Below are 21,745 nucleotides of genomic sequence, written 5' to 3' on the forward strand. Positions count from 1 at the left end.
ACGGGGATGAAAACTGGCTTTGATTACCTGAAGAGAAGATGCATTGATATTTCGAAGCTTATTAGCGGAGTTGGTGCCGGGCTGACTATCCGGGAGAAGATGGTGCATCCGGGAGGATTCGAACCTCCGACCGCTCGGTTCGTAGCCGAGTACTCTATCCAGCTGAGCTACGGATGCATCGGGAATACTATTTTACTACTGGCCTCAATGTCACCGTGTTCCATTGTTACATTGAAAAAAATGGTGCATCCGGAAGGATGATTCGGCTCTACCTCACTCGAGGCGTCGTTGCTGACGCAACATTAACCCTGGAGCCTGCGGGTACTACCGCTTGCGTCTGTCGCACCGTCTTCTCTGACAGTACAACAAAATATGGTGCATCCGGGAGGATTCGAACCTCCGACCGCTCGGTTCGTAGCCGAGTACTCTATCCAGCTGAGCTACGGATGCATCGGGATTACTGCTTTACTGCTGACCTCAATGTGACTCTATTCCATTATCACATCGAAGAAGATGGTGCATCCGGGAGGATTCGAACCTCCGACCGCTCGGTTCGTAGCCGAGTACTCTATCCAGCTGAGCTACGGATGCAAAATGGCGGTGAGAGAGGGATTCGAACCCTCGATGCAGCTTTTGACCGCATACTCCCTTAGCAGGGGAGCGCCTTCAGCCTCTCGGCCATCTCACCACACGCCTCTTAACGAGTGCGCCAGAACTTGTTTCTGCTCATCGGCGCTGCGTGGCGCACATATTACTTTCTGGGACTTATAAGTCAAACAATTTTTCCCGGCTGCGAATCGTTTGCACATTTCCCATGCAATCAGGCTGCTTTAACAGCAAAAAGATGGTTTTAGCAGCAGATTATCTCTGTTTACCGTCAATCCAATCCGGTCCTGGTACAAAACAAGCTGGGATTCGATCGCCGTTTTCAGCGTCAGGCCTGACGACACAGGAAATCAGCAGCAGAATATTTAAGAACAAACCAATGAAAACGGTGTTACAACGCGGGAAGGGTTCGTCTCGCCAGAACTGGCGAGACGACACAGATCAGTAGCTGCCTTGCTGGGACTTTTCAGCCTGGATACGCTGGTAAATCTCTTCACGGTGTACTGAAACCTCTTTAGGGGCGTTCACACCAATGCGAACCTGGTTACCTTTTACCCCTAATACAGTTACAGTCACCTCATCCCCAATCATGAGGGTCTCACCAACTCGACGAGTCAGAATCAGCATTCGTTGCTCCTTGAAAGATTGAAAGAGTCGGGCATCGGTATCCCGGCATATCCATCATATAACGCCCAAAAGTGAGCAATGACAACCACATAAAATGTAATCCATCAATGCATCACCCTCTGTTATAGCTAAGTTTAGCCGATATACACAAGTTAACCCGACTTTATCATGAATGACAGTGCGCTAAATCAAAGCGCCACGATCATTTCAACCATGGCGCGATTCAACGCTCTTAATTGTTTTACTTACAGTTTTGCCGCTACCCAGCTTTCTACGCTGGCCAGCGCTGCTGGCAGAGCCTGAACATCCGTACCACCGGCTTGCGCCATATCCGGACGTCCACCCCCCTTGCCCCCAACCTGCTGGGCGACCATACCAATCAGTTCACCGGCTTTCACCCGGTCTGTCAGATCTTTAGATACCCCGGAAATCAGAGAAACCTTATCTTCACAGACAGTTGCCAGCACAATCACCGTTGAGCCAAGCTGGTTTTTCAGGTCATCGACCATCGTACGCAGCATTTTTGGTTCAGCGTTGCTCAGTTCACTGACTAACAGCTTCACACCTTTCACATCAATCGCTTTGCCGGAAAGGTTGGCGCTTTCCTGAGACGCCTGCTGTTCCTTCAGTTGTTGAAGTTCTTTTTCAAGCTGACGGGTATGCTCCAGTGCGGCACGAACTTTTTCACTCAGGTTATGGCTATTGCCTTTCAGCAACTGCGCGATATCCTGCAGTTCATCGCTCTGGGCATGCAGCGCGGCGATTGCGCCCTCACCCGTAACAGCTTCAATACGTCTTACGCCCGCCGCGGTTCCTGACTCAGCCTCAATACGGAACAGGCCAATGTCGCCGGTACGACTGGCGTGCGTTCCCCCACACAGTTCGGTGGAGAAATCACCCATACTCAATACGCGCACTTTCTCATCGTATTTTTCGCCGAACAGCGCCATAGCGCCTTTAGCCTTCGCGGCCTCCAGCTCCATGATGTTGGTTTCGACAGGCAAGTTACGGCGAATCTGGGCATTGACCAGATCTTCCACGGCGCGAATTTCCTGCGGCTTCATCGCCTCAAAATGGGAGAAGTCGAAACGCAGGCCTTTATCATTGACCAGCGACCCCTTCTGCGCCACATGGGTACCCAGTACCTGGCGCAGTGCCGCGTGCATCAGGTGCGTTGCCGAGTGGTTCAGGCGGATACGCTGACGACGCGCCTCATCGACCACCGCTTCTACTCCCTCACCCACTTTCAGCGTGCCGGTGGAGAGCTTGCCCTGATGACCAATCGCCTGACCATATTTCTGAGTGTCGCTAACCGCAAAGGTTGCCCCCTGCGCTTTCAGCTCGCCGCGGTCTCCAACCTGACCACCGGATTCCGCATAAAATGGTGTCTGATCGAGTACCACGACTGCTTCCTGACCAGCAGAGATCTGATCGACCGCATTCCCGTCAACAAACAGCGCGCTGATTCTGGCGTTCAGATCCAGCGTTTCATAACCTTTAAACTCGGAGGCTGAATCTACGCGAATGATGTTGTTGTAATCAGCGCCAAAGCCGCTGGATTCACGGGCGCGACGGCGCTGCTCTTCCATTGCGGCTTCAAAACCGGCTTCATCGATTTTAAGACCACGCTCGCGGCACACATCGGCGGTCAAATCGACCGGGAAGCCGTATGTGTCATACAGGCGGAAAACTGTCTCACCGTCCAGCGTGTCGCCTTTAAGTTGCGCCAGCTCTTCATCCAACAGCGCCAGACCGCGCTCCAGTGTACGAGCGAACTGCTCTTCTTCAGTCTTCAGAACCTGTTCTACCAGCCCCTGCTGACGTTTCAGATCATCGCCTGCCGCCCCCATGACGCCGATCAACGGCGCAACCAACTTATAGAAGAAGGTCTCTTTGGCGCCCAGCATATTACCGTGGCGAATAGCGCGACGGATAATGCGCCGCAGCACATAGCCACGGTTCTCATTGGACGGCGTAACGCCATCTGCAATAAGAAAAGCGCAGGAACGAATATGATCCGCGATAACGCGCAGCGACTTGTTGGCCAGATCGCTGGCGCCGGTCACGTCCGCCACCGCCTGAATCAGAGTGCGGAACAGATCGATGTCATAGTTAGAATTCACATGCTGCAGAACCGCGGCGATGCGCTCCAGTCCCATCCCGGTATCCACCGACGGCTTCGGCAGCGGCTGCATGGTGCCGTCTGACTGACGGTTGAACTGCATGAAAACGATATTCCAGATTTCGATATAGCGATCGCCGTCTTCTTCCGGGCTCCCCGGAGGGCCGCCCCAGATATGATCGCCGTGATCGTAGAAAATCTCAGTACACGGGCCGCAGGGACCGGTATCGCCCATCTGCCAGAAGTTGTCTGACGCATACGGCGCGCCTTTATTGTCGCCGATGCGGATAATGCGCTCGCGAGGTACGCCGACTTCATTGGCCCAGATGTCGTAAGCCTCATCGTCCGTTTCATAAACGGTCACCCACAGGCGATCTTTTGACAGACTGAACCACTGCGGGCTGGTTAACAATTCCCAGGCAAAATTAATGGCGTCATGCTTAAAGTAATCCCCGAAGCTAAAGTTACCCAGCATTTCGAAGAAGGTATGGTGACGTGCGGTATAGCCGACGTTTTCAAGGTCATTGTGTTTACCGCCGGCCCTGACACAGCGCTGCGCCGTCGTAGCCCGGGAATAATTACGTTTGTCGAGACCAAGGAACACATCCTTGAACTGGTTCATCCCGGCGTTGGTAAACAATAAAGTCGGGTCGTTGTTCGGTACCAGGGAGCTACTGGCTACAACCTGGTGCCCCTTACTATGGAAAAAATCGAGAAACGCCTGACGGATCTCAGCGGTGCTCTTGCTCATAATTATCCTGAAATCAAGCTAACGATATGGTGCAACCCTGGTTCGTGGACAGATCCCCTGCCCCACGCGCGGGCTTACCGGGCAAAAAGTGGGAATAAGATAAGTTTTATTAGGAGGGAAGTAAAACCCCGGATGCGTCAGTCGATAAAATTTCGGTATAAATCCTGAATATCTTCCATCAGGAAGCCACGATACAGCAAAAAGCGCTGTACTTTTGCTTTCTGCGGCCACTCCGTCGGCAAAGGTTCCCCAAACTTGCGTTGGGCGATATCCCGGGCCAGTTCTCCCCAGTTAGTCTCATCGCTTGCCAGCGCCGCATCGCAAAGATCCCGGGAAATCCCCTTTTGCTGGAGTTCCTGGCGAATACGCTGTGGGCCATAGCCTTTACGACTGCGGCTGATTACAAACCGACCGGCAAAGCGGGTATCGTCCAGCCAGTGGTGTTCCGTACACCAGGCGATAATGTCGTCGATATCCGCGGGCGTAATATTTGCCTGTTCACTGTTCCCGTCTCCCCCTTCTGACAATAGCGGCTGCAGCTTTCTGCGCAGTTCCCATTCGCTGTGATCGCGAACGGCCAGAATGCGCGTGGCTTTATCCATCAGTCGGGAGCGTGCGGAGCGACGGGATGAAAATTCAGACATTTCGCGACAACAACCAGAGTCAGGAATGGAAATGGAAAGGGCTGCCGCAGCAGCCCTGTTTGGGAATCAGAAATCTTCGTTGGTTTCTTCAACGTCTTCGCTATAGGCATCAGTATTGAAGTCAGGCTTATCGTCCTGGTTATTCAGTAGCGTCTCGCGCAGCTTTTTCTCAATATCCGCAGCAACCGCCGGATTCTCTTTCAGGAAAGTGCAGGCGTTGGCTTTACCCTGACCGATCTTCTCGCCGTTATAGCTGTACCACGCACCAGCTTTCTCAATCAGCTTGTGCTTAACGCCCAGGTCGACCAGCTCGCCGTGGAAGTTGATACCTTCACCGTAGAGGATCTGGAATTCAGCCTGCTTAAATGGCGCCGCCACTTTGTTTTTCACGACCTTAACGCGGGTTTCGCTGCCGACCACATTTTCACCCTCTTTCACCGCGCCAATGCGACGGATATCCAGGCGAACGGAGGCATAGAATTTGAGGGCGTTACCGCCGGTGGTAGTTTCCGGGTTACCGAACATAACACCAATCTTCATACGAATCTGGTTGATAAAGATCAGCAGCGTATTGGACTGCTTAAGGTTACCGGCCAGTTTACGCATTGCCTGACTCATCATACGCGCCGCCAGGCCCATATGAGAGTCGCCGATCTCCCCTTCAATTTCCGCTTTCGGGGTCAGAGCAGCCACTGAGTCCACAACAATAACGTCTACCGCGCCAGAGCGCGCCAGCGCGTCACAGATTTCCAGCGCCTGTTCGCCGGTATCCGGCTGGGAGCACAGCAGGTTATCGATATCAACGCCCAGTTTACGAGCGTAAACAGGATCCAGGGCGTGTTCGGCATCGATAAACGCACAGGTTTTACCTTCGCGCTGCGCCGCAGCGATCACCTGCAGGGTTAAGGTAGTTTTACCGGAAGATTCCGGGCCATAGATTTCGACGATACGCCCCATCGGCAACCCACCTGCCCCCAGCGCGATATCCAGAGATAAAGAGCCAGTAGAGATGGTTTCAACATCCATAGAACGGTCTTCACCCAGACGCATGATGGAGCCTTTACCAAATTGTTTTTCAATCTGGCCAAGTGCTGCCGCTAACGCCTTTTGTTTGTTTTCGTCGATAGCCATTTTTACTCCTTCATGCAGGGCGAGTTACTCTGCGTTCATTAATCATCGGTTGCTGGTGATTATACTGTACAATCATACAGTATCAAGTATTTTGTAGAAATTGTTGCCGCAGTGTATTTAACGCAAAAGACACGGCCTGGCGACGCACTGCGTCACGGTCGCCAGAGAACTGTTTCACCATCGCTTCAGTGCGCCCGATATCATCAGCAAAACCAAACCAGACAGTACCTACCGGCTTTTGCGGCGTTCCGCCATCCGGCCCCGCAATCCCGCTGACTGATACGGCGAAGGTGGCCCGTGCCGCCTTAAGCGCCCCTGCGGCCATTTCCCGCACTACCGGTTCGCTAACCGCGCCATTATCCGCTAACGTCTGCGCTTGTACGCCAACCATTTGTTGCTTGGCATCGTTGCTGTAGGTGACAAAACCTCGTTCGAACCAGGCCGAACTGCCGGAAATATCTGTCAACACTTTCGCTATCCAGCCCCCGGTACAGGATTCTGCTGTCGTCAACGTTGCTTTGCGCCGAAGCAATGCTTGCCCAACCTGCAGGCTGAGCTCTGCCAGTTCACTGTCCGTCATTATTTCCCCCATTGTAAGCAACCCGATTCTGGCAAGAATAGTCCCGACTGCGCAATTACAGCCATTACTTTCCTCTTTTACGAGGCGTATTCAGGAAATCTGTAGTGGGGTCAAACAGAGGAAAAGAAAAGGGCCAGTAAACTGGCCCGGAAGGAATTACTGACCGCGCGCCTGAGCCACTGCCAGCCCAAGCTGCCAGACCGCCATGGCGTAATGAGTGCTGTGGTTGTAGCGGGTAATAGCGTAGAAGTTTGGTAAACCGTACCAGTACTGGTAACCAGTACCTATGTCGAGGCGCAGCAGGCTGGCCTTCTGGTGATTACCGAGCGGTTGCACGGGAGACAGGCCAGAAGCTGCCAGAGTGCCAACGTCATAGCTGGTTTTAAATCCGTTTGGCAGACCCGGAGCCTGACCTATCGCCTGAACTGCGACAAGATCGCCCTGAGTCCAGCCGTGAGCTTTGAAATAACTGGCAACGCTGCCAATGGCATCTACCGGATCCCAGAGGTTAATGTGCCCATCATTATTAAAGTCTACGGCATACTGTTTAAAGGACGACGGCATAAACTGGCCGTATCCCATTGCACCGGCAAATGAACCTTTGAGGTTCAGCGGATCGTTACCCTCAGTGCGCACCATCAAGAGGAAGGTTTCCAGTTCCCCGGCAAAATATTCGGCACGGCGCGGATAGGAAAACGCCAGCGTGGAGAGCGCATCCAGAATCCGGGTTTTACCCATTATTCTGCCCCAGCGGGTTTCGACACCAATAATGCCGACGATGATTTCCGGCGGAACGCCGTATACCTGCCAGGCGCGGTTCAGGGCATCCTGATACTGGTTCCAGAACACTACCCCATTCTGTACGTTATCCGGCGTGATGAACTGCTTGCGATAACGCAGCCATGCGCCGTTAGGACCGGAAGGCACCTGCGCCGTCGGCGCCTGGCGATCCATCAGGCGTAGAACATAGTCCAGACGTTTTGCCTGAGAGAGGATTTCGTGCAACTGAGCCCGATCGAAGCCATGCTGGCTGACCATTTTATTGATGAATTTTTCCGCTTCCGGGTTGTTGGCGAAATCACCCGACATCATCATGACACTATGCTGAGGCTCCAGCAGGAAACCACCTGGCGGCGCGGGCTGGGTTGTCTGCGCCTGGGCCTGTAAGAATGAGGATGGCTGCTCGACTTGCGCAGTGGGTTTACTGCTGCAGGCGGTGAGCAGGAGGAGCAGTGGGAAAATGAAGGGTAAGCGATGATTTACCATGTGGGAACCATTGTATAAAAAGGAAGGTGTCTTAATAAGAGACCACTGATCATCTCAACACCTCCTAATGTTTAGCTAGAGATAGTGCAATTAAACATCTGCGACGTGTCGATTCAGAGTATCAATAATGAGATATAAAGCCAGGATTTATTTTACCCATATAGGTTTAGAAATACTTACCAGCAAGTTTTCCAAAAAATTTAAAGATTAGCTTTTGTGTCATTCCCGATTTATATTATCACTGAAATGACACATATTCCTGATAGTATATCTATTTTTTCAAAACACCTACAAGTTTATTATCTTCAAAAATAAGCAATGATGATATTTTTTTATTCTCCATTATAGCTAAAGCACTTTCCATTTTCGTTCCAACAGAAACACGTTTAGGATTCATAGTCATCATATCTTTCGCATAAAGAGAAAAAACTCTTTCACCATGAACTTCTAAAGCCCGACGGATATCTCCATCAGTAATAATAGCGTATGACTCAACATCCTCAACAATAACTAACCCTAAACTCGATTTCGTAATGCCAGAAATAACCTGAATAAAATCAGCACTCTGATTAATTAAAGGTAGATTAGAAGTTATCATTTCATTTTCCACCTTACTTAATAGACGCCTTCCAAGAGCTCCTCCCGGATGAAATCTTGCAAAGTTTTCTGGTCTAAAATTGCGAGCTTCCATTAATGCTATAGCCAAGGCATCTCCCATAACTAACGTAGCGGTGGTGGAGGAGGTTGGTGCTAAATGTAAAGGGCATGCCTCCTCTTTAACATTAATATTAAGATGATAGTTAGCTGCTTCAGCTAAAGTTGACTCTGGACGCCCTGTTATCGCTATAAGTAAATTGCCATTATCCCTGAGAAATGGCAATAATTTAACAACTTCATCGGTTTCACCAGAAAAAGATATTGCGATAAAAACATCCTGTGGAGTAACCATTCCTAAATCACCATGATATGCTTCACCTGGATGCATAAAAAAGCTAGGAGTACCAGTACTAGCTAATGTTGCTGCAATTTTTTTTCCTATAATACCTGATTTACCCATGCCACAGATAATAGTGCGACCAGACGTTTTAAGAATTGAATCAACAGATTTAGCAAAGTCATCATCAATTCTATCAATCAAATCTGCTATGGCATCAGACTCTATTCTAAAAACCCGTTTAGCTAAAGAAATATAATCAATATTATTTGTATTATCCATTATAAGAACCCTTTGTTTAGATCCATTAGAAACTGAGGTTATTCGATGTAAAATATAAGAATTATTTCAACTCATTCAATATACTACATACACGCTCAATATCATCTGCAGTATCAACTCCAGCAGGTGGAGCTTCACTACCTAAATAGATATGAATCGGTATTCCTAGCCATAATGCCCTAAGCTGCTCAAGTTTTTCTCTTTCTTCAATTAAACAAGGCTTAGAATGAGTAATTTTTTGCAATATGCTATTTCGATAGGCATAAATACCTATATGTCTTAAATATCCTGCTAAATCGGCAGTTGATAGATCACCATCTCTATTATAAGGTATCACTGATCTTGAGAAAGCGATGGCGTTACTGTTAGCATTCACTATAACTTTAACAATATTAATATCATGTAGCTGTGAAACTGACTCGACCGGAACAGAAATTGTTCCCATACAAAAATTATCTTTATTAATGCAGAAATTTGAAAACTCCCGGATTAAATCCCCAGGAATCAATGGTTCATCACCTTGCACATTAATAATGATATCATCATCCTGCCAATTTAGAATTCTTGCGACTTCTGAGACTCGATCAGTTCCTGATTGATGATCCGCAGATGTCATAACAAAAGGGATATTATACTTTTTTAAAACTTCTGCTATTCTTGGATCATCTATAGCAACCACAATCTCAGTTGAAGATAATGCTTTATTAACTGCTTCAGAAACACGAACAATCATTGGTAAACCATTTAAATTAATTAATGGTTTACCAGGCAAGCGACTTGAGCCATATCTTGCTGGTATAACCACCTTCAACGCAGAGTTTCCGCTGAAATTCTTATTCAACATACCATTTCCCCAAGATAATTAATTTAAAGAGTTCAATTTATTTGTCAAAAAAAACAATGCCCACTCTTGTGGGCATTATTTAAATGACAAATGCTAATTAATTGGCAATAATTTAAAACTTTTTACAAGATCATCCAGTTCCTTAATTTGTTCAAGGAAAGGCTCTAATAAAGAAAGTGGTAAAGCACTTGGACCATCACAAAGAGCTTTATCTGGATCATGATGGGCCTCTAAAAATAGACCAGCCAATCCAACAGCCATTCCTGCACGAGCAAGCTCCAATACCTGGCTTCTTCTTCCCCCGGATGCTTCACTCCCGCTATCGCGGCACTGCAAACTATGCGTTACATCAAAAATAGCAGGGCAACCATTAGTCGCTTTAATCATCTTACTGAAGCCAAGCATATCTACAACAAGATTATCGTACCCGAATTGAGTACCCCGTTCACATAAGATGACGTTATTATTACCAGCCTCCGCTATCTTTGAAACAATGTGCTTCATCTGCCCCGGACTTAAAAATTGAGGTTTCTTAATATTTATCGCTCTTCCTGTACTTGCAATGGCAGCAACAAGATCGGTTTGTCTGGCTAAAAATGCAGGAATCTGCAAAACATCCACGACCTCAGCAACAGGTTGAGCTTGGTCTACTTCGTGCACATCAGTTATTATTGCGACTTCAAATCGTTTCTTCACTTCTTCAAAAATCCTCAAACCTTCATTCAGACCGACACCACGGAAAGAACGAATAGAAGAACGATTAGCTTTATCAAAAGAAGCCTTAAAAACATATGGTATATTCAACTTCTGTGTAACTTTCACATAATATTCAACAGCCTTGAGAGTAGAATCTAAATCCTCAAGAACATTAATTCCGCCAAATAATACGAAAGGAAGATCATTACCAACTGTAACTGATTCAGAAATCTTTACATTCATTGTAGAAACTCCATTAGTTAAAAACCACATCCTATCTAAAAATGATTATCTATGCATTTTATATTTATAAATTATCGCAAGAACTTTCCCGGGTAAAAAGCGGAGTAAGTTCCTTATCATTAAGTTTTTTAAAACACATAAAAAAGACATAAGCCCCTCTTGATAAATCTTATAAAAGAACTCACGCTCTTGTGATGCATATTTAGCCCCCTGTCTCCTAAGAATCATTTCATCACCACCTCGAAATGCTAAGAGCGCTTTATCAATTACACCAATTTCCCATCCATCCTTCAAGACACGAAGCGAAAGCCACCAATCCTCAAATGGCAATCGAGTTTGAGGGTAATTGACATTCAATAAAGCTTCGCTTCTTAAAATAGAGCAACTATGATTTATCGGTGTTCTTGTAGTTGCAAAATCTTTCATGCTACAATTTGTGGGCAGAAACCGACGGCCAACTATATTCTCCTCATCGCCATCAAAAATTAGCACTTGCCCAGATGCAATACCAACATGAGGATTCTGCTCCATATAAATTAATTGTTCTTCAATTCTGGAAGGCTTTGAAATATCATCAGCATCAGCTCTAATGATATATTTAAATTTCCTTTTCAAAAAATCGACACCTACAGACATAGCAACAGACAATCCTTTATTACACTCCAATCTAATTATATGGAGCTCAATTGGAGCATCTTCTTTATAATTTTCAATATATTTTTCCAACTCTTCCGTAATTTCACCATCAATAATCAATGCGATAAGGTCTGGCGATACAGTTTGCCTGTAGACTAAAGAATCAAGGGCTCTTGAAAGTTGCTGAACATTATCATTCTTATATATTGACATCAGAACAGCAGAGTTAACAGGTTCAACATTTATATTATTTTTCATGATACTTATTTTTTAGTTGCAAAATAGACTCAATATTCCCTGGAGTTATCACAACATTTGCAGAGATCCTGGCTCCATCAGGAATAAATACAGGGCCAAATATACATGCTCCAGTCCCAATAATAACATTATCTCCGATGACGGGGACGCCATCTCCGGGATATCTATTACCGATACACACGCGAGCATAAATTTGACAATTATTACCTATTGTTGTTTTCCCATTAATAATAATACCATTACAATGATATATTATTAATCCTCCGCCAATTTTAGCCCCGAATGGGATATATATACCAAATATGATCTCAAGAAGTTTTTCGATTATACGGACAGGAAAAAATATTTTTTTATTCAAATTATATAATGATGAGCTTAAACGATACAAAATCAAAAAAACAAAAGAAATATCAAAAAGAGTTGCTTTCCCTCCTTTTTTTGTTAGCGCAATATAAGCTCGAATATCTTCGCATAATTTCATATCAGATTACCTTATTAAGAATTTTTTTATCGAGTGTTTCTCCTACTAGATCTAATGCATTAATATGCTCTGAAAGAAACCACTTTAATTTTCTCTCATCCTCAATGATATATTGAAAAAAGCTTTTGCCCATAAATTTACACGGTCGATTCAGAATAGCAGCCTCCAAACCAACAGTAGAATTTATTGTTATAACCTCATCAGCGTTTTTTAATAACTCCCATGCTCCCCCGGTAGCAGGAACTAGTTTCTTGTTCTTGATACAAATAAATAAAAAATGAAAAATACTACTTAATCTATGCTCTGCTGGATGAAGATTAGATACTAAAACTCCACCTTCAGGAATATTAGATAAAAGCGTATTTAAAGCACCCCAGTTATTAACCGTAGAATGGAAAAGAAGTTGGCTATCACTAGAGACCTGCTGCGGGAAATAGACAATATATGAAGAGTTCTTCTTTCTGTAGTTAAAAACAGCAAATATATTACCTACCATCTTTTTAAATATATATCCCAACCCCCTATCCATTTGTAAAATAAAGTATCCAGGGGTTATCCGGGAAAAACGCAACAATTCCTTTATCTTACTTGGCATTTCATTTTTTTTTACTGATGCTTGAGGTATTGTACTATTATTATTTTTCTTAAGAATATAGGATTCACGCCAACTTTTATAATCAAATGATGGATCAATCTCTAAATTTTGATTTGTAGACAAATAAGCATAAGTCTGACTTTCTGCGTTAACACCACCATCTTCAACGACAAAAAAACCAGGTATATTTGCAACTTCAAAAGCTTTAAATTTAATACAGCCTTCCTGTGCATAATAAGAAAGACATCGGTCAACAAACTTTGTTCCATTCCAGCACCATATTGTTACTGGATTAATATCCTTTATAATTCCTTTAATTTTAGCTAAAAACCTCCTCGCTGTTTTATAATTAAGAGAACCTAATTTCCCACATAACGAAGACGAGTATAAATGAGAGCACAAATCATCATCTGCTATATCAGAAATATTCTGTTCACATATATTAGAACATTGCTCACCACTCTTTTTTATAAATTTTTCAGCGATTGAGCACTCTGTAATAAAATAAGTTTCATAACCATCTTGTGTATTTTTTAGTGACTTTGCTAATTTAACAAAAAACTGAGCCCTTGTAATTCCATCAACATGTATTAGTATAACATCAGACATTAACAACCTCTCCCTCAAACCAGAGATATATTATTTACCATTATATATATCTCAGTATACTTAGATAATTAGATAACAACCTGTGCAAAGCAGATATTCTAATCGCCAAGCTATATAATTAGTGTGGCAAACTATGTTCTCGGAATTCATAAAAACATGTAATAGCTTTTAATTTTCAGCATAATATTGACAAATTTTTGTTTAAAAACATATTAAGGAAGCTATTTTCATTACCTAAAAAGAAAGAAGTGTTATCAGCATATTAATATTCACCAAAACCAGTTGTGACATATCACAAATATATGAATTATATGTTTTCAACTTTCAAATTTGATATTAATAATTACAGTCATAAATTCACATATTTATTTTGTAATTGCTAGTTCAGCTTATAACCCGACTCATTTCATTTTTTTGAAGTTGCAAAGTTCGACTTCCAAATAAAACTCCAAGAAAGAACCATATGACAGCATCATAGCCGGTAAACTGAAAAAGAGATGACAGAAGAACATAACGAACAGCCCAAATCTCCGGTAAGTCAGTATAACGACGGAATAATAAGAAAAGTAACATTACAACAATCACTCCACCATGAAACCAGCCCAACTCAAGTATCCATGATAAAAATGAATTATGAATATTATTTTCCCAAAAAGCCATTTGAAAGTGTGAATTTATAAAGTTGACACTCACCCCTGGGCCAATACCTAATGGATTTTCAGGAATAGCTTTTATAGCATTACTCCATAAAGCCAGTCGACCAACCCCATGTTGTAATAATATCAACTCATCGCTTAACGAAAATCTCTCAAGGAGCGTGTATGCATGCAGATATCCGGCAATTATCACAATAAAAACGCCAGCCATTATAATTATCAACCTAAATAACTTTTTCATACTTAAAACATAAGCGCCCCAGTACATAATTGCACCTATAATTCCAATGCGACTCTCAAAGAGAAACACAGATACAGAAAGCAATATGCCCAGAGTTATTTTATATTTACCTCTATACAGTAAAGCGATTACTGAAAACATCGTAGCTTCAATATTTCTGCCACCGGTGGCAAGAAAGCAAGTATCGCAATCCCTACTGCGCGAGTAAATAGCGGCAAGCGAATTAAAATGAATTATATCACGAATAAATATAGCGAGTATAAATCCTGCAGCAATAAGTGAGTACCATCGAATTCTCACTTCGGGAGTAACTTTTGAAAAATACACCCCCATTAAAAAATAACAAAAAGCAAAAAATAAAAGTATTATATTTGGAGTAAGTTCCCAACTCAAAATAGCAGGAATAACCAATGTAAATAAAAAAACAAACGATACCGCTGTAATTTTTTTAATATATATACTTTTAGATTGAAAAATAAGAAATACAAAGGCGGCACAAAATAACATACTCATTACGTGGTAGACATTCAGGCTTCGTTCTGCCACGCGAAATAATTCAATCTGAACAAACAAGAAGAATATAAATAAAAACAATAAAGCCCGCAGCACTGTGATTTTATTAGCGCTCTCCAGTTTTTCCTCATACCCAGATTCATATTTTTTGACGGAGTTCATAGTCATAAGCTTTTTTTGTATGTCCATAAAGTTGCTACTGTAGTTTCAATATTTAAATTTTTTCTACACCATGCAGCAACGATGAGGTTCTGAGCAACAATTGCAATACTAAGTAAAAATGCAGAAGGAATCATCCCCCAAAATGCCACTATACCAACAAGGACAACACTCGCAATATTAATGGTCATTGATATTTTAAGATATGTTTTTTCCCCTTTACTCATTAACATAACATATCCACAAGGACCAGTCATGGTATTAACAAAAAAACCTGCAGCTAATATTGTAAGAAGATGCCCTGCGTTAGCATAAGATGGATTAATTAGTTTCAATATCCAGTCACCCCATATAGAAAAGATAATGAAACCAATAAATGTTGGGACAATTGCCATTATGCTGAAAAGACGGAACACTTTACTTAACTCTGTAAGTTTTCCTTCTGCGTAGTGACGTGCAATCATTGGAGCCATAACTAGTTCTGAAGCATTTAAAGGCATAGAAAGAAGAGATGCTGTCCGATAAGCGACAAAAAAGACACCAACGTCCTCTGGTGCAAGTGAAAAACCGACAGCAACTATCATTAGGTGTTGAGTAATTCCGGAAGTTATCAGTATTCCCCAAAAATTCATACTGGAATAGAACCATTTTTTCTTTTCCAGTATATATTCACCTTTTATCCTACCAAACTCTTTGCCTACTTTAGCAAATAAATATACAAACTGAATAACAACTAAGCCACCTAACACTACCGCATTAATCCATAATGCTGTCCTGGTATCTATATATATGTTATTGTAAACCATTAATACAGCTACCAGCGGAGCAAGTATCCTCCAAATTAAATCTCTTGGAGCTAAAGCAATAGCCACCGAACCAAAAGAGCGAAGAACATTTGAGTTGAAATCAGCAATCATTAATGTAATCAGCAAAGCTGCACCAGCTAAATATTCATATATGTTGCCTGGCGCCCCAAATTTCGCTGAAAAATAGCCAAACAGTGGAAACAAAATAAGTGCTGCAATAATCCCCAAGGAAAGCACAACCACTCCAAAAAGTAATGCCCCTCGAGCTTTACTATAATCTTTAACACCGATTGATGCTGATATATTACGCATAGTCAGCATTGGTTGCCCTAATGAAAGGGCAAACATACCAAAATTGGCAGCACTAAGAATAAAAGCGAAAACACCAAATTGCTCGGCTCCCAACTGCCGACTAAAAAAAATAAGGAAGAAATATGTTGAAACGGCGCCTGATATCTTTACCAAAAACGATATTACAGATTTGGATATAAATCCATTTCCGGATGCCAAGGTGGTAAAAAAAATTTTTTTTGACATGGTATTTTCACAGGCTGATCATAAGATGATATTAGATACTATTAATGAGCGGATTATATACTCAAGATTAAATTATGTTCCTTCAATAAATCATTAATACGCTCCATCTTTCCTAAGCACAACATTGATTGTTTTAAATAGAATAACAATATCATTCCAAAGTGACCAGTTCTTCACATACCATGTATCGAGGTAAATACGGGTATCATAATCTACATCACTTCGCCCACTGACCTGCCATAATCCAGTCATACCCGGCTTACTTAACAAATAATAATCTACATGCTCTGAATAACGTTCCAGTTCATCTTTAATCACTGGACGCGGCCCCACCAAACTCATCTCACCGCGTAATACATTAAATAGCTGAGGGAGTTCATCAAGACTAGTACGGCGTAAAAAACTACCAACTTTTGTAATCCGTGGGTCATTTTTTAGCTTAAATGTTGACCGCCATTCTTCTCGAGCGACCGGATCATTTTCTAATAAAGATTGCAGAACTTCTTTTGAATTAACAACCATAGAACGAAATTTAAGGCACTTAAATGTTTTTCCTCCTTTACCAATGCGTTCATGGCCATAAATTACATTGCCCCCATCCTTTCTTACATTAAATGCTATATATAAGAGAACTGGAGAAAGCATGACAATTATAGATAAAGCCCCCAGAATATCAAACAGACGCTTAATCAACCGAGAAGACCACTTTGCAAGGTTATTATGTACCCTAAATATCATCACTTCATGACTAAAAATAAATGACATATCTGTACTATCTAACGGAACACCACGTAATGTGGGAATTACTGATACATATCGATAATTTTTTATCATTAACTCCCGTAGCCAGCTATTACGAATTTCAATTTGATCCGATTCAAGTGCTATGATGAATTGAGTCCGTTTATCAAACCCATGTAAACACTCTTTATTAACCTTGCATACAGGAATACCATTTATATTTTTTATATCAAATCTCTCATCACAGGCAATGAATTTTATTATTTTCAAGCCGAGGTTTTTTTCGCTATTTATTGCACTCCATGCTTCATATGCATTCTTTCCATTACCTATAATTACCGTATCACGCTGCCATATATTTATTTTATCCAATAATATCTTTACTGAGATACGGAAAAGTGGGACTAACAGTAATGCAAAAACCCAAGTAAGAACCCATAAGTAGCGAGAGAATGACCACTGTGAAAATGCCATCACCGCAATTTCTATTACAGCAAATATAACAAGTGTACGTAATATTTCTTTAAGCTCAAACCAAAAGGTTTTACGATAAAAATAATGTCTTAGACGTGCTCCGAACCAAGCAACACAGATGAATCCAAGCATTACATGTAAAACCTTCCAATCTTCAATTTGTGATTTAGGTATTTGAGTTTTATAATTATCTAGTGTAACAAAAAAAATACCGAGTGCGATATACATAGATAAAACAAAACTAACAAAATCAGAAATAGCCAAAAACAAACTAGTCCAGATATTTCTGGTTAACGATGTCATATTATCCTCTTATTTTATAAAGAGCTAACATTGAGTTCTTATTCAGAATATTAATATCTATATGTTATACTAATTAGCCCCACCAACATTAGAGCAAAAAAATATCCTGAGATAAACTTTATCATCCAGATTAAACACTGCGCTCTATGAACACAGTGCTTAATTGACAATAAATAGCTCTTATATCAAACGTCCAAGTCGATGTTGCAATTATTGCTTTTTCTCTGAATATGAATATCCATAATGGCTATATCCGTAACCATAGTAGCTGCTTGCCTTTTTCACTACGCCATTGAGAATACATCCTTTGACCAATACTCCACTTTGTTCAAAGCGCTTAATACTAACTTCAATTTCTTTCGCTGTATTCTGTTCAAAACGAGCAACCAGTAAAGTTGTCCCTGCATAGTTACCAATAATCGCTGCGTCCGTTACTGCAAGTACAGGAGGAGTATCAATCATAACCAGATCATAATGATGACTAGCCCAGTTGATTAAATCCCCAAATCTGGAATGCATCAATAACTCAGCCGGGTTTGGAGGAACGATGCCACGAGAAATAAAATCAAAACCAGCAGACGGCACGGCTTTAATAGAATTCTCAAAATCAACTTTACCACTTAAAATATCAGAGAGGCCATTTTCATTGCTGGCATGGAAAAGTTTATGTACATATCCCTTTCTCATATCCGTATCGATAAACAATACTTTTTTACCAGTTTGAGCGACAATAGCGGCCAAGTTGGTACTTACAAATGTTTTACCTGCATTAGGGCTGGCACCAGAAATCATTAAAACATTATTACGTGCTTCCATCATTGCAAAATGTAAGCTAGTACGTAACCCACGAATTGATTCAATAGCTAAATCGGCAGGGTTATCAATTGCCAAAAAACTATCATGCTCACTAATTTTTCTTCTTCTTATTCCCTTATTCTGAGTAAGTTTGGCTGACGCTTCAGATACAGGGATACTCGCATAGACATTGATGCCAAGTTCTTCCAGTTGCTCCGGCGACTCGATTCCTCTACGCAGAAATACCCTTAACAAAACAATGCCAATAGAAAACATTCCACCCACAATGAAACCGATTATAATAACAATAATTTTCTTAGGTTTTATGGGTTGTGGCTCAGTAATTGCATTATCAATAATTCTTACATTACCTATTGCACTGGATTTTGCAATATTTAGCTCTTGTTGACGATTCAATAACTGCATATAAACAGCTCTACCAGACTCAACATCCCGACTCAAACGCAAAACTTCCTGTTGTGTTGCTGGCATTGCTGATACTCTTTTATTTAATTTTGCTTTCTCATCTTGTAAAGTTTTTCTTTTCTCCATCAAGGCCTTATAAGTTGGGTGCTCGCGAGTGTAAAGTTGTGAAACCTCAGACTCTCGGAACGTTAGCTCATTTAATTGATTATCAACATTAACAATCTGATCTAAAACGGCCTTTGCCTCTAAAGACAAATCCACTGAATCCTTTTGTCTGCGATATTGATTTAATTTATCTTCTGCCGTATCCAGCTCACTACGAATGATAGGTAATTGTTGATCAAGAAAATCGAGACTTTTAGCATCCTGAGCGGCCTGTCGTGCAATGTTTTGAGATAGATAATTGTGACTTATACTATCTAAAATTTTAGTGATTAATTCAGGATTATCACCAACTAAGGAAAGATTCAGCATGCCCGTATCTTTACCTTGATCCACGACAGCAAAATTATCCTGCAAATCGGAAATAGCCTTTAACTTAGTAATATATTGAATATTGAAGCGATTTCCTGGCTCAGCATTTATGCTATCAACTAATAATGTAAAACCATTTCCTTCGAGAAGTTTACCAATTTCTCCCTGGATCTCAACGCCATCATTTTCAACAGAGTAAGTTCGACTACTCTCTACCGTTAAATTTAGTTCAGGTTTCTTATTATCTTTGGAAGCTATATACAGCCGAGATACTGAAATGGCCCCAGCATCTTTCCCCATTAAGCGGTTCCATCCGCTACCCACAAAAGGAATGACATCGGATTTTACTACAGCCTGAAGATTTAAATCATCAACTGTCTTTCCCAAAATCATTCTTGAACGTAAAAGGACAATTTCTGGGGCTGATTTAGGCTGAGCATCAGGTAAAACTTGACTCAAGCTGTTAAGGATAGAGTTTCCTTGCTTCTGCTCTACCTGGATTAAAGCATCTGATTGGTATATAGGAGTCGCAAATAATGTATATAAGAAGACCAAGAAAGTGAAAAGAATCGTTATTGCGATAATCAATTTTCGGTGATCAATCAGCTCACCAATTAAACGTCCCAGATCTATTTCATCCAAATCTGTACGAGTATGCTTATTTGTAACAGATGACATACAATATTTCCTGAAGATTACCCACCAAGTTTCTCAGCCCAGCGTCTGCCAGCCTGATCTATTAACTGAAATACAGATTCAAAAGCCTCATCACTTTTTCTGTATGGATCAGGAATTTCCTTTTGGTTTAACCAATGACCGAACAGCATAGTTTTACCCCGACATTCTGGAGCAATTCTCCCAATCTGCTCGATATGAGATTTCTCCATAACCAAGATAAGCTCATAGCGGCGACCTATCTCGGCAGTAAATTGCCTTCCTTTATGCCCTTCAAGTGATAGCTTATGGTTATTTGCAGTAACAACAGCACTTGGATCTGCTGGAAAATCAACCATTGCACCAGTACCAGCTGAATCTATTTTTTTTAGAGGTAGTAGTTGACTCAGAAGTCGCTCCCCAATTGGAGAGCGACATATATTTCCAGTACAAACAACTAAAATTGAATCAAACATTTTTAATTCCACTGACGAATAAAGCGTGTAGCTTCCACCGCATCATGTACCCCACTAATTGTCGGTGCTATTTGTGAAATCACTCGATTCCAGCGTACAATTGGAGCAGTGGTTACGTATACAATATCATAAGGATGAAGTTGAAATTCAGTACCCATCACCATCGCCGATGCGTCTTTAGCGTTTAGTTGATATATGTTGGCAATTTTACCTTCTTTATCATTTCTTAGCTGGCGAATAACAAAGACACCGGACGCATCGGCCATTGATTGAGAAATACCATCAACATTACCCAGAGCCTCGGCCAAAGTCATACCACTACGATCCATTTTCAAAGTACTTTGCTTACCAACCTCTCCCATGACAAAGACTTTCAGGTCATCATTACGTGGTACAAATAATATGTCGCCTGGATACAATAAGCGGTTTTGAGTTAAATCACCTTTTTGCATCAGTGCATATAATGACAGTATTGAATCTTTTCCATTGTGGGTTAATACCACATTACGCCAGTCCGCATTCTCCGCTAAACCACCCGCAGCATTAATTGCATCCATTACAGTAAGGGGGATATTTGTAATCGGCTGTTGCCCAGACTTGATAACTTCACCTGTCACATAGGCTTTTTGTGAGCGAAAGGCCGCAATACTTACATCGACCTGAGGGCTTTCTATATAAGTTGTCAAACGGTTGGCTATCTCAACTCGTACCTGACTTAATGTCTTGCCTACTACCTGAACTTTACCGATATATGGATAGAAAATCGTACCATCTGAATTTACCCAGTTACCTGTATCGCTGGCACTGCGGTACTGACCTGCCGGCGTAGTCAACTCTGGGTGATCCCACACGGTTACCATTAGCACATCACCGACACCAATACGATATTCATAAGTATTTAAAAGCTTGTCTAAGTCCGGGTTTGGACGCGACATAATTACTTCTGGACGCAATTTTTCAATCAATCCTGGCGTCATAGGGTATACATTCACTAGCTTGTCTAAATCAAAATCGCTGTCGGGTAATTCAACAACATTTTTACGCAAACTGTTGAGATCCTGACCCGGCATTACCGTACATCCACTCAACAAACCCAGCGCTAATGCCAACGCTGAAAACTTTATCAGGCTTTTCTTCATGGTTTCACATCATCTGTGGTTCAAATTTTCACTTCGCGTTAAGCTT

The 21,745-nt window shown here is 42.0% G+C and carries 18 protein-coding genes and 4 tRNA genes; all 22 read right to left on the minus strand.

The features are described from left to right. Positions 1 to 100: 100 nt before the first annotated feature. Positions 101 to 177 (minus strand) — tRNA-Arg (locus tag AQ981_RS19600). Positions 178 to 373: 196 nt separating this feature from the next. Further along, positions 374 to 450, minus strand: a tRNA-Arg gene (locus AQ981_RS19605). A gap of 64 nt (positions 451 to 514) precedes the next feature. Then, positions 515 to 591, minus strand: a tRNA-Arg gene (locus tag AQ981_RS19610). Between the two features lie 4 nt (positions 592 to 595). Next, positions 596 to 688 (minus strand) — tRNA-Ser (locus AQ981_RS19615). A 359-nt stretch (positions 689 to 1,047) separates the two neighbouring features. Next, positions 1,048 to 1,233: a carbon storage regulator CsrA gene (csrA, locus tag AQ981_RS19620; protein ID WP_058913450.1), complete on the minus strand. Its 186-nt coding sequence runs from the start codon at positions 1,231 to 1,233 to the stop codon at positions 1,048 to 1,050. Positions 1,234 to 1,478: 245 nt separating this feature from the next. Then, positions 1,479 to 4,106 (minus strand): alanine--tRNA ligase, encoded by a 2,628-nt coding sequence (gene alaS / locus AQ981_RS19625; RefSeq protein WP_058913451.1) that lies wholly within the window; start codon positions 4,104 to 4,106, stop codon positions 1,479 to 1,481. 137 nt (positions 4,107 to 4,243) lie between these two features. Continuing rightward, a complete protein-coding gene (locus AQ981_RS19630; protein ID WP_058913452.1) occupies positions 4,244 to 4,750 on the minus strand; it encodes a regulatory protein RecX in 507 nt (168 codons plus the stop codon). A 66-nt stretch (positions 4,751 to 4,816) separates the two neighbouring features. Beyond that, positions 4,817 to 5,881: a recombinase RecA gene (gene recA / locus AQ981_RS19635; protein ID WP_058913453.1), complete on the minus strand. Its 1,065-nt coding sequence runs from the start codon at positions 5,879 to 5,881 to the stop codon at positions 4,817 to 4,819. 82 nt (positions 5,882 to 5,963) lie between these two features. After that, positions 5,964 to 6,461 carry a nicotinamide-nucleotide amidase gene (pncC, locus tag AQ981_RS19640; protein ID WP_058913454.1) on the minus strand — a complete coding sequence of 166 codons (498 nt, stop codon included), beginning with the start codon at positions 6,459 to 6,461 and terminating at the stop codon, positions 5,964 to 5,966. A 156-nt stretch (positions 6,462 to 6,617) separates the two neighbouring features. Beyond that, positions 6,618 to 7,727, minus strand: a complete 1,110-nt coding sequence (mltB, locus tag AQ981_RS19645) for a lytic murein transglycosylase B (RefSeq protein ID WP_058913455.1) — start codon at positions 7,725 to 7,727, stop codon at positions 6,618 to 6,620. Between the two features lie 271 nt (positions 7,728 to 7,998). Further along, positions 7,999 to 8,943, minus strand: a complete 945-nt coding sequence (locus AQ981_RS19650) for a KpsF/GutQ family sugar-phosphate isomerase (RefSeq protein WP_058913456.1) — start codon at positions 8,941 to 8,943, stop codon at positions 7,999 to 8,001. A 61-nt stretch (positions 8,944 to 9,004) separates the two neighbouring features. After that, positions 9,005 to 9,787 (minus strand): 3-deoxy-manno-octulosonate cytidylyltransferase, encoded by a 783-nt coding sequence (gene kdsB, locus AQ981_RS26330; RefSeq protein ID WP_071608959.1) that lies wholly within the window; start codon positions 9,785 to 9,787, stop codon positions 9,005 to 9,007. A gap of 93 nt (positions 9,788 to 9,880) precedes the next feature. Next, a complete protein-coding gene (gene kdsA / locus AQ981_RS19655) occupies positions 9,881 to 10,726 on the minus strand; it encodes a 3-deoxy-8-phosphooctulonate synthase (RefSeq protein WP_058913457.1) in 846 nt (281 codons plus the stop codon). A gap of 45 nt (positions 10,727 to 10,771) precedes the next feature. After that, positions 10,772 to 11,620 carry a glycosyltransferase gene (locus AQ981_RS19660; protein WP_082683233.1) on the minus strand — a complete coding sequence of 283 codons (849 nt, stop codon included), beginning with the start codon at positions 11,618 to 11,620 and terminating at the stop codon, positions 10,772 to 10,774. Next, complete coding sequence (locus AQ981_RS19665; protein WP_058913459.1) at positions 11,610 to 12,101, minus strand: serine O-acetyltransferase; 492 nt, start codon at positions 12,099 to 12,101, stop codon at positions 11,610 to 11,612. The genes AQ981_RS19660 and AQ981_RS19665 overlap by 11 nt, the downstream gene beginning before the upstream one ends. A gap of 1 nt (position 12,102) precedes the next feature. Beyond that, positions 12,103 to 13,305, minus strand: coding sequence for a capsular polysaccharide export protein, LipB/KpsS family (locus AQ981_RS26335; protein ID WP_071608960.1), 1,203 nt, complete (start codon positions 13,303 to 13,305; stop codon positions 12,103 to 12,105). 384 nt (positions 13,306 to 13,689) lie between these two features. Then, positions 13,690 to 14,904 (minus strand): O-antigen ligase family protein, encoded by a 1,215-nt coding sequence (locus tag AQ981_RS19675; RefSeq protein WP_058913461.1) that lies wholly within the window; start codon positions 14,902 to 14,904, stop codon positions 13,690 to 13,692. Continuing rightward, positions 14,880 to 16,217, minus strand: a complete 1,338-nt coding sequence (locus AQ981_RS19680) for a lipopolysaccharide biosynthesis protein (RefSeq protein ID WP_058913462.1) — start codon at positions 16,215 to 16,217, stop codon at positions 14,880 to 14,882. Before AQ981_RS19680 ends, AQ981_RS19675 begins: the two co-directional genes overlap by 25 nt. Positions 16,218 to 16,310: 93 nt before the next feature. Then, on the minus strand, positions 16,311 to 17,735 hold the full coding sequence (gene wbaP / locus AQ981_RS19685) for an undecaprenyl-phosphate galactose phosphotransferase WbaP (RefSeq protein WP_058913463.1): 1,425 nt from the start codon (positions 17,733 to 17,735) through the stop codon (positions 16,311 to 16,313). 210 nt (positions 17,736 to 17,945) lie between these two features. Next, positions 17,946 to 20,108, minus strand: coding sequence for a polysaccharide biosynthesis tyrosine autokinase (locus AQ981_RS19690; RefSeq protein ID WP_058913464.1), 2,163 nt, complete (start codon positions 20,106 to 20,108; stop codon positions 17,946 to 17,948). A 17-nt stretch (positions 20,109 to 20,125) separates the two neighbouring features. Beyond that, a complete protein-coding gene (locus AQ981_RS19695; protein WP_058913465.1) occupies positions 20,126 to 20,560 on the minus strand; it encodes an arsenate reductase/protein-tyrosine-phosphatase family protein in 435 nt (144 codons plus the stop codon). 2 nt (positions 20,561 to 20,562) lie between these two features. Then, positions 20,563 to 21,699, minus strand: a complete 1,137-nt coding sequence (locus AQ981_RS19700; protein ID WP_058913466.1) for a polysaccharide export protein — start codon at positions 21,697 to 21,699, stop codon at positions 20,563 to 20,565. Positions 21,700 to 21,745 lie beyond the last annotated feature (46 nt).

This window comes from Entomohabitans teleogrylli, from assembly GCF_001484765.1.
GTDB classification, from domain to species: Bacteria; Pseudomonadota; Gammaproteobacteria; order Enterobacterales; family Enterobacteriaceae; genus Entomohabitans; species Entomohabitans teleogrylli.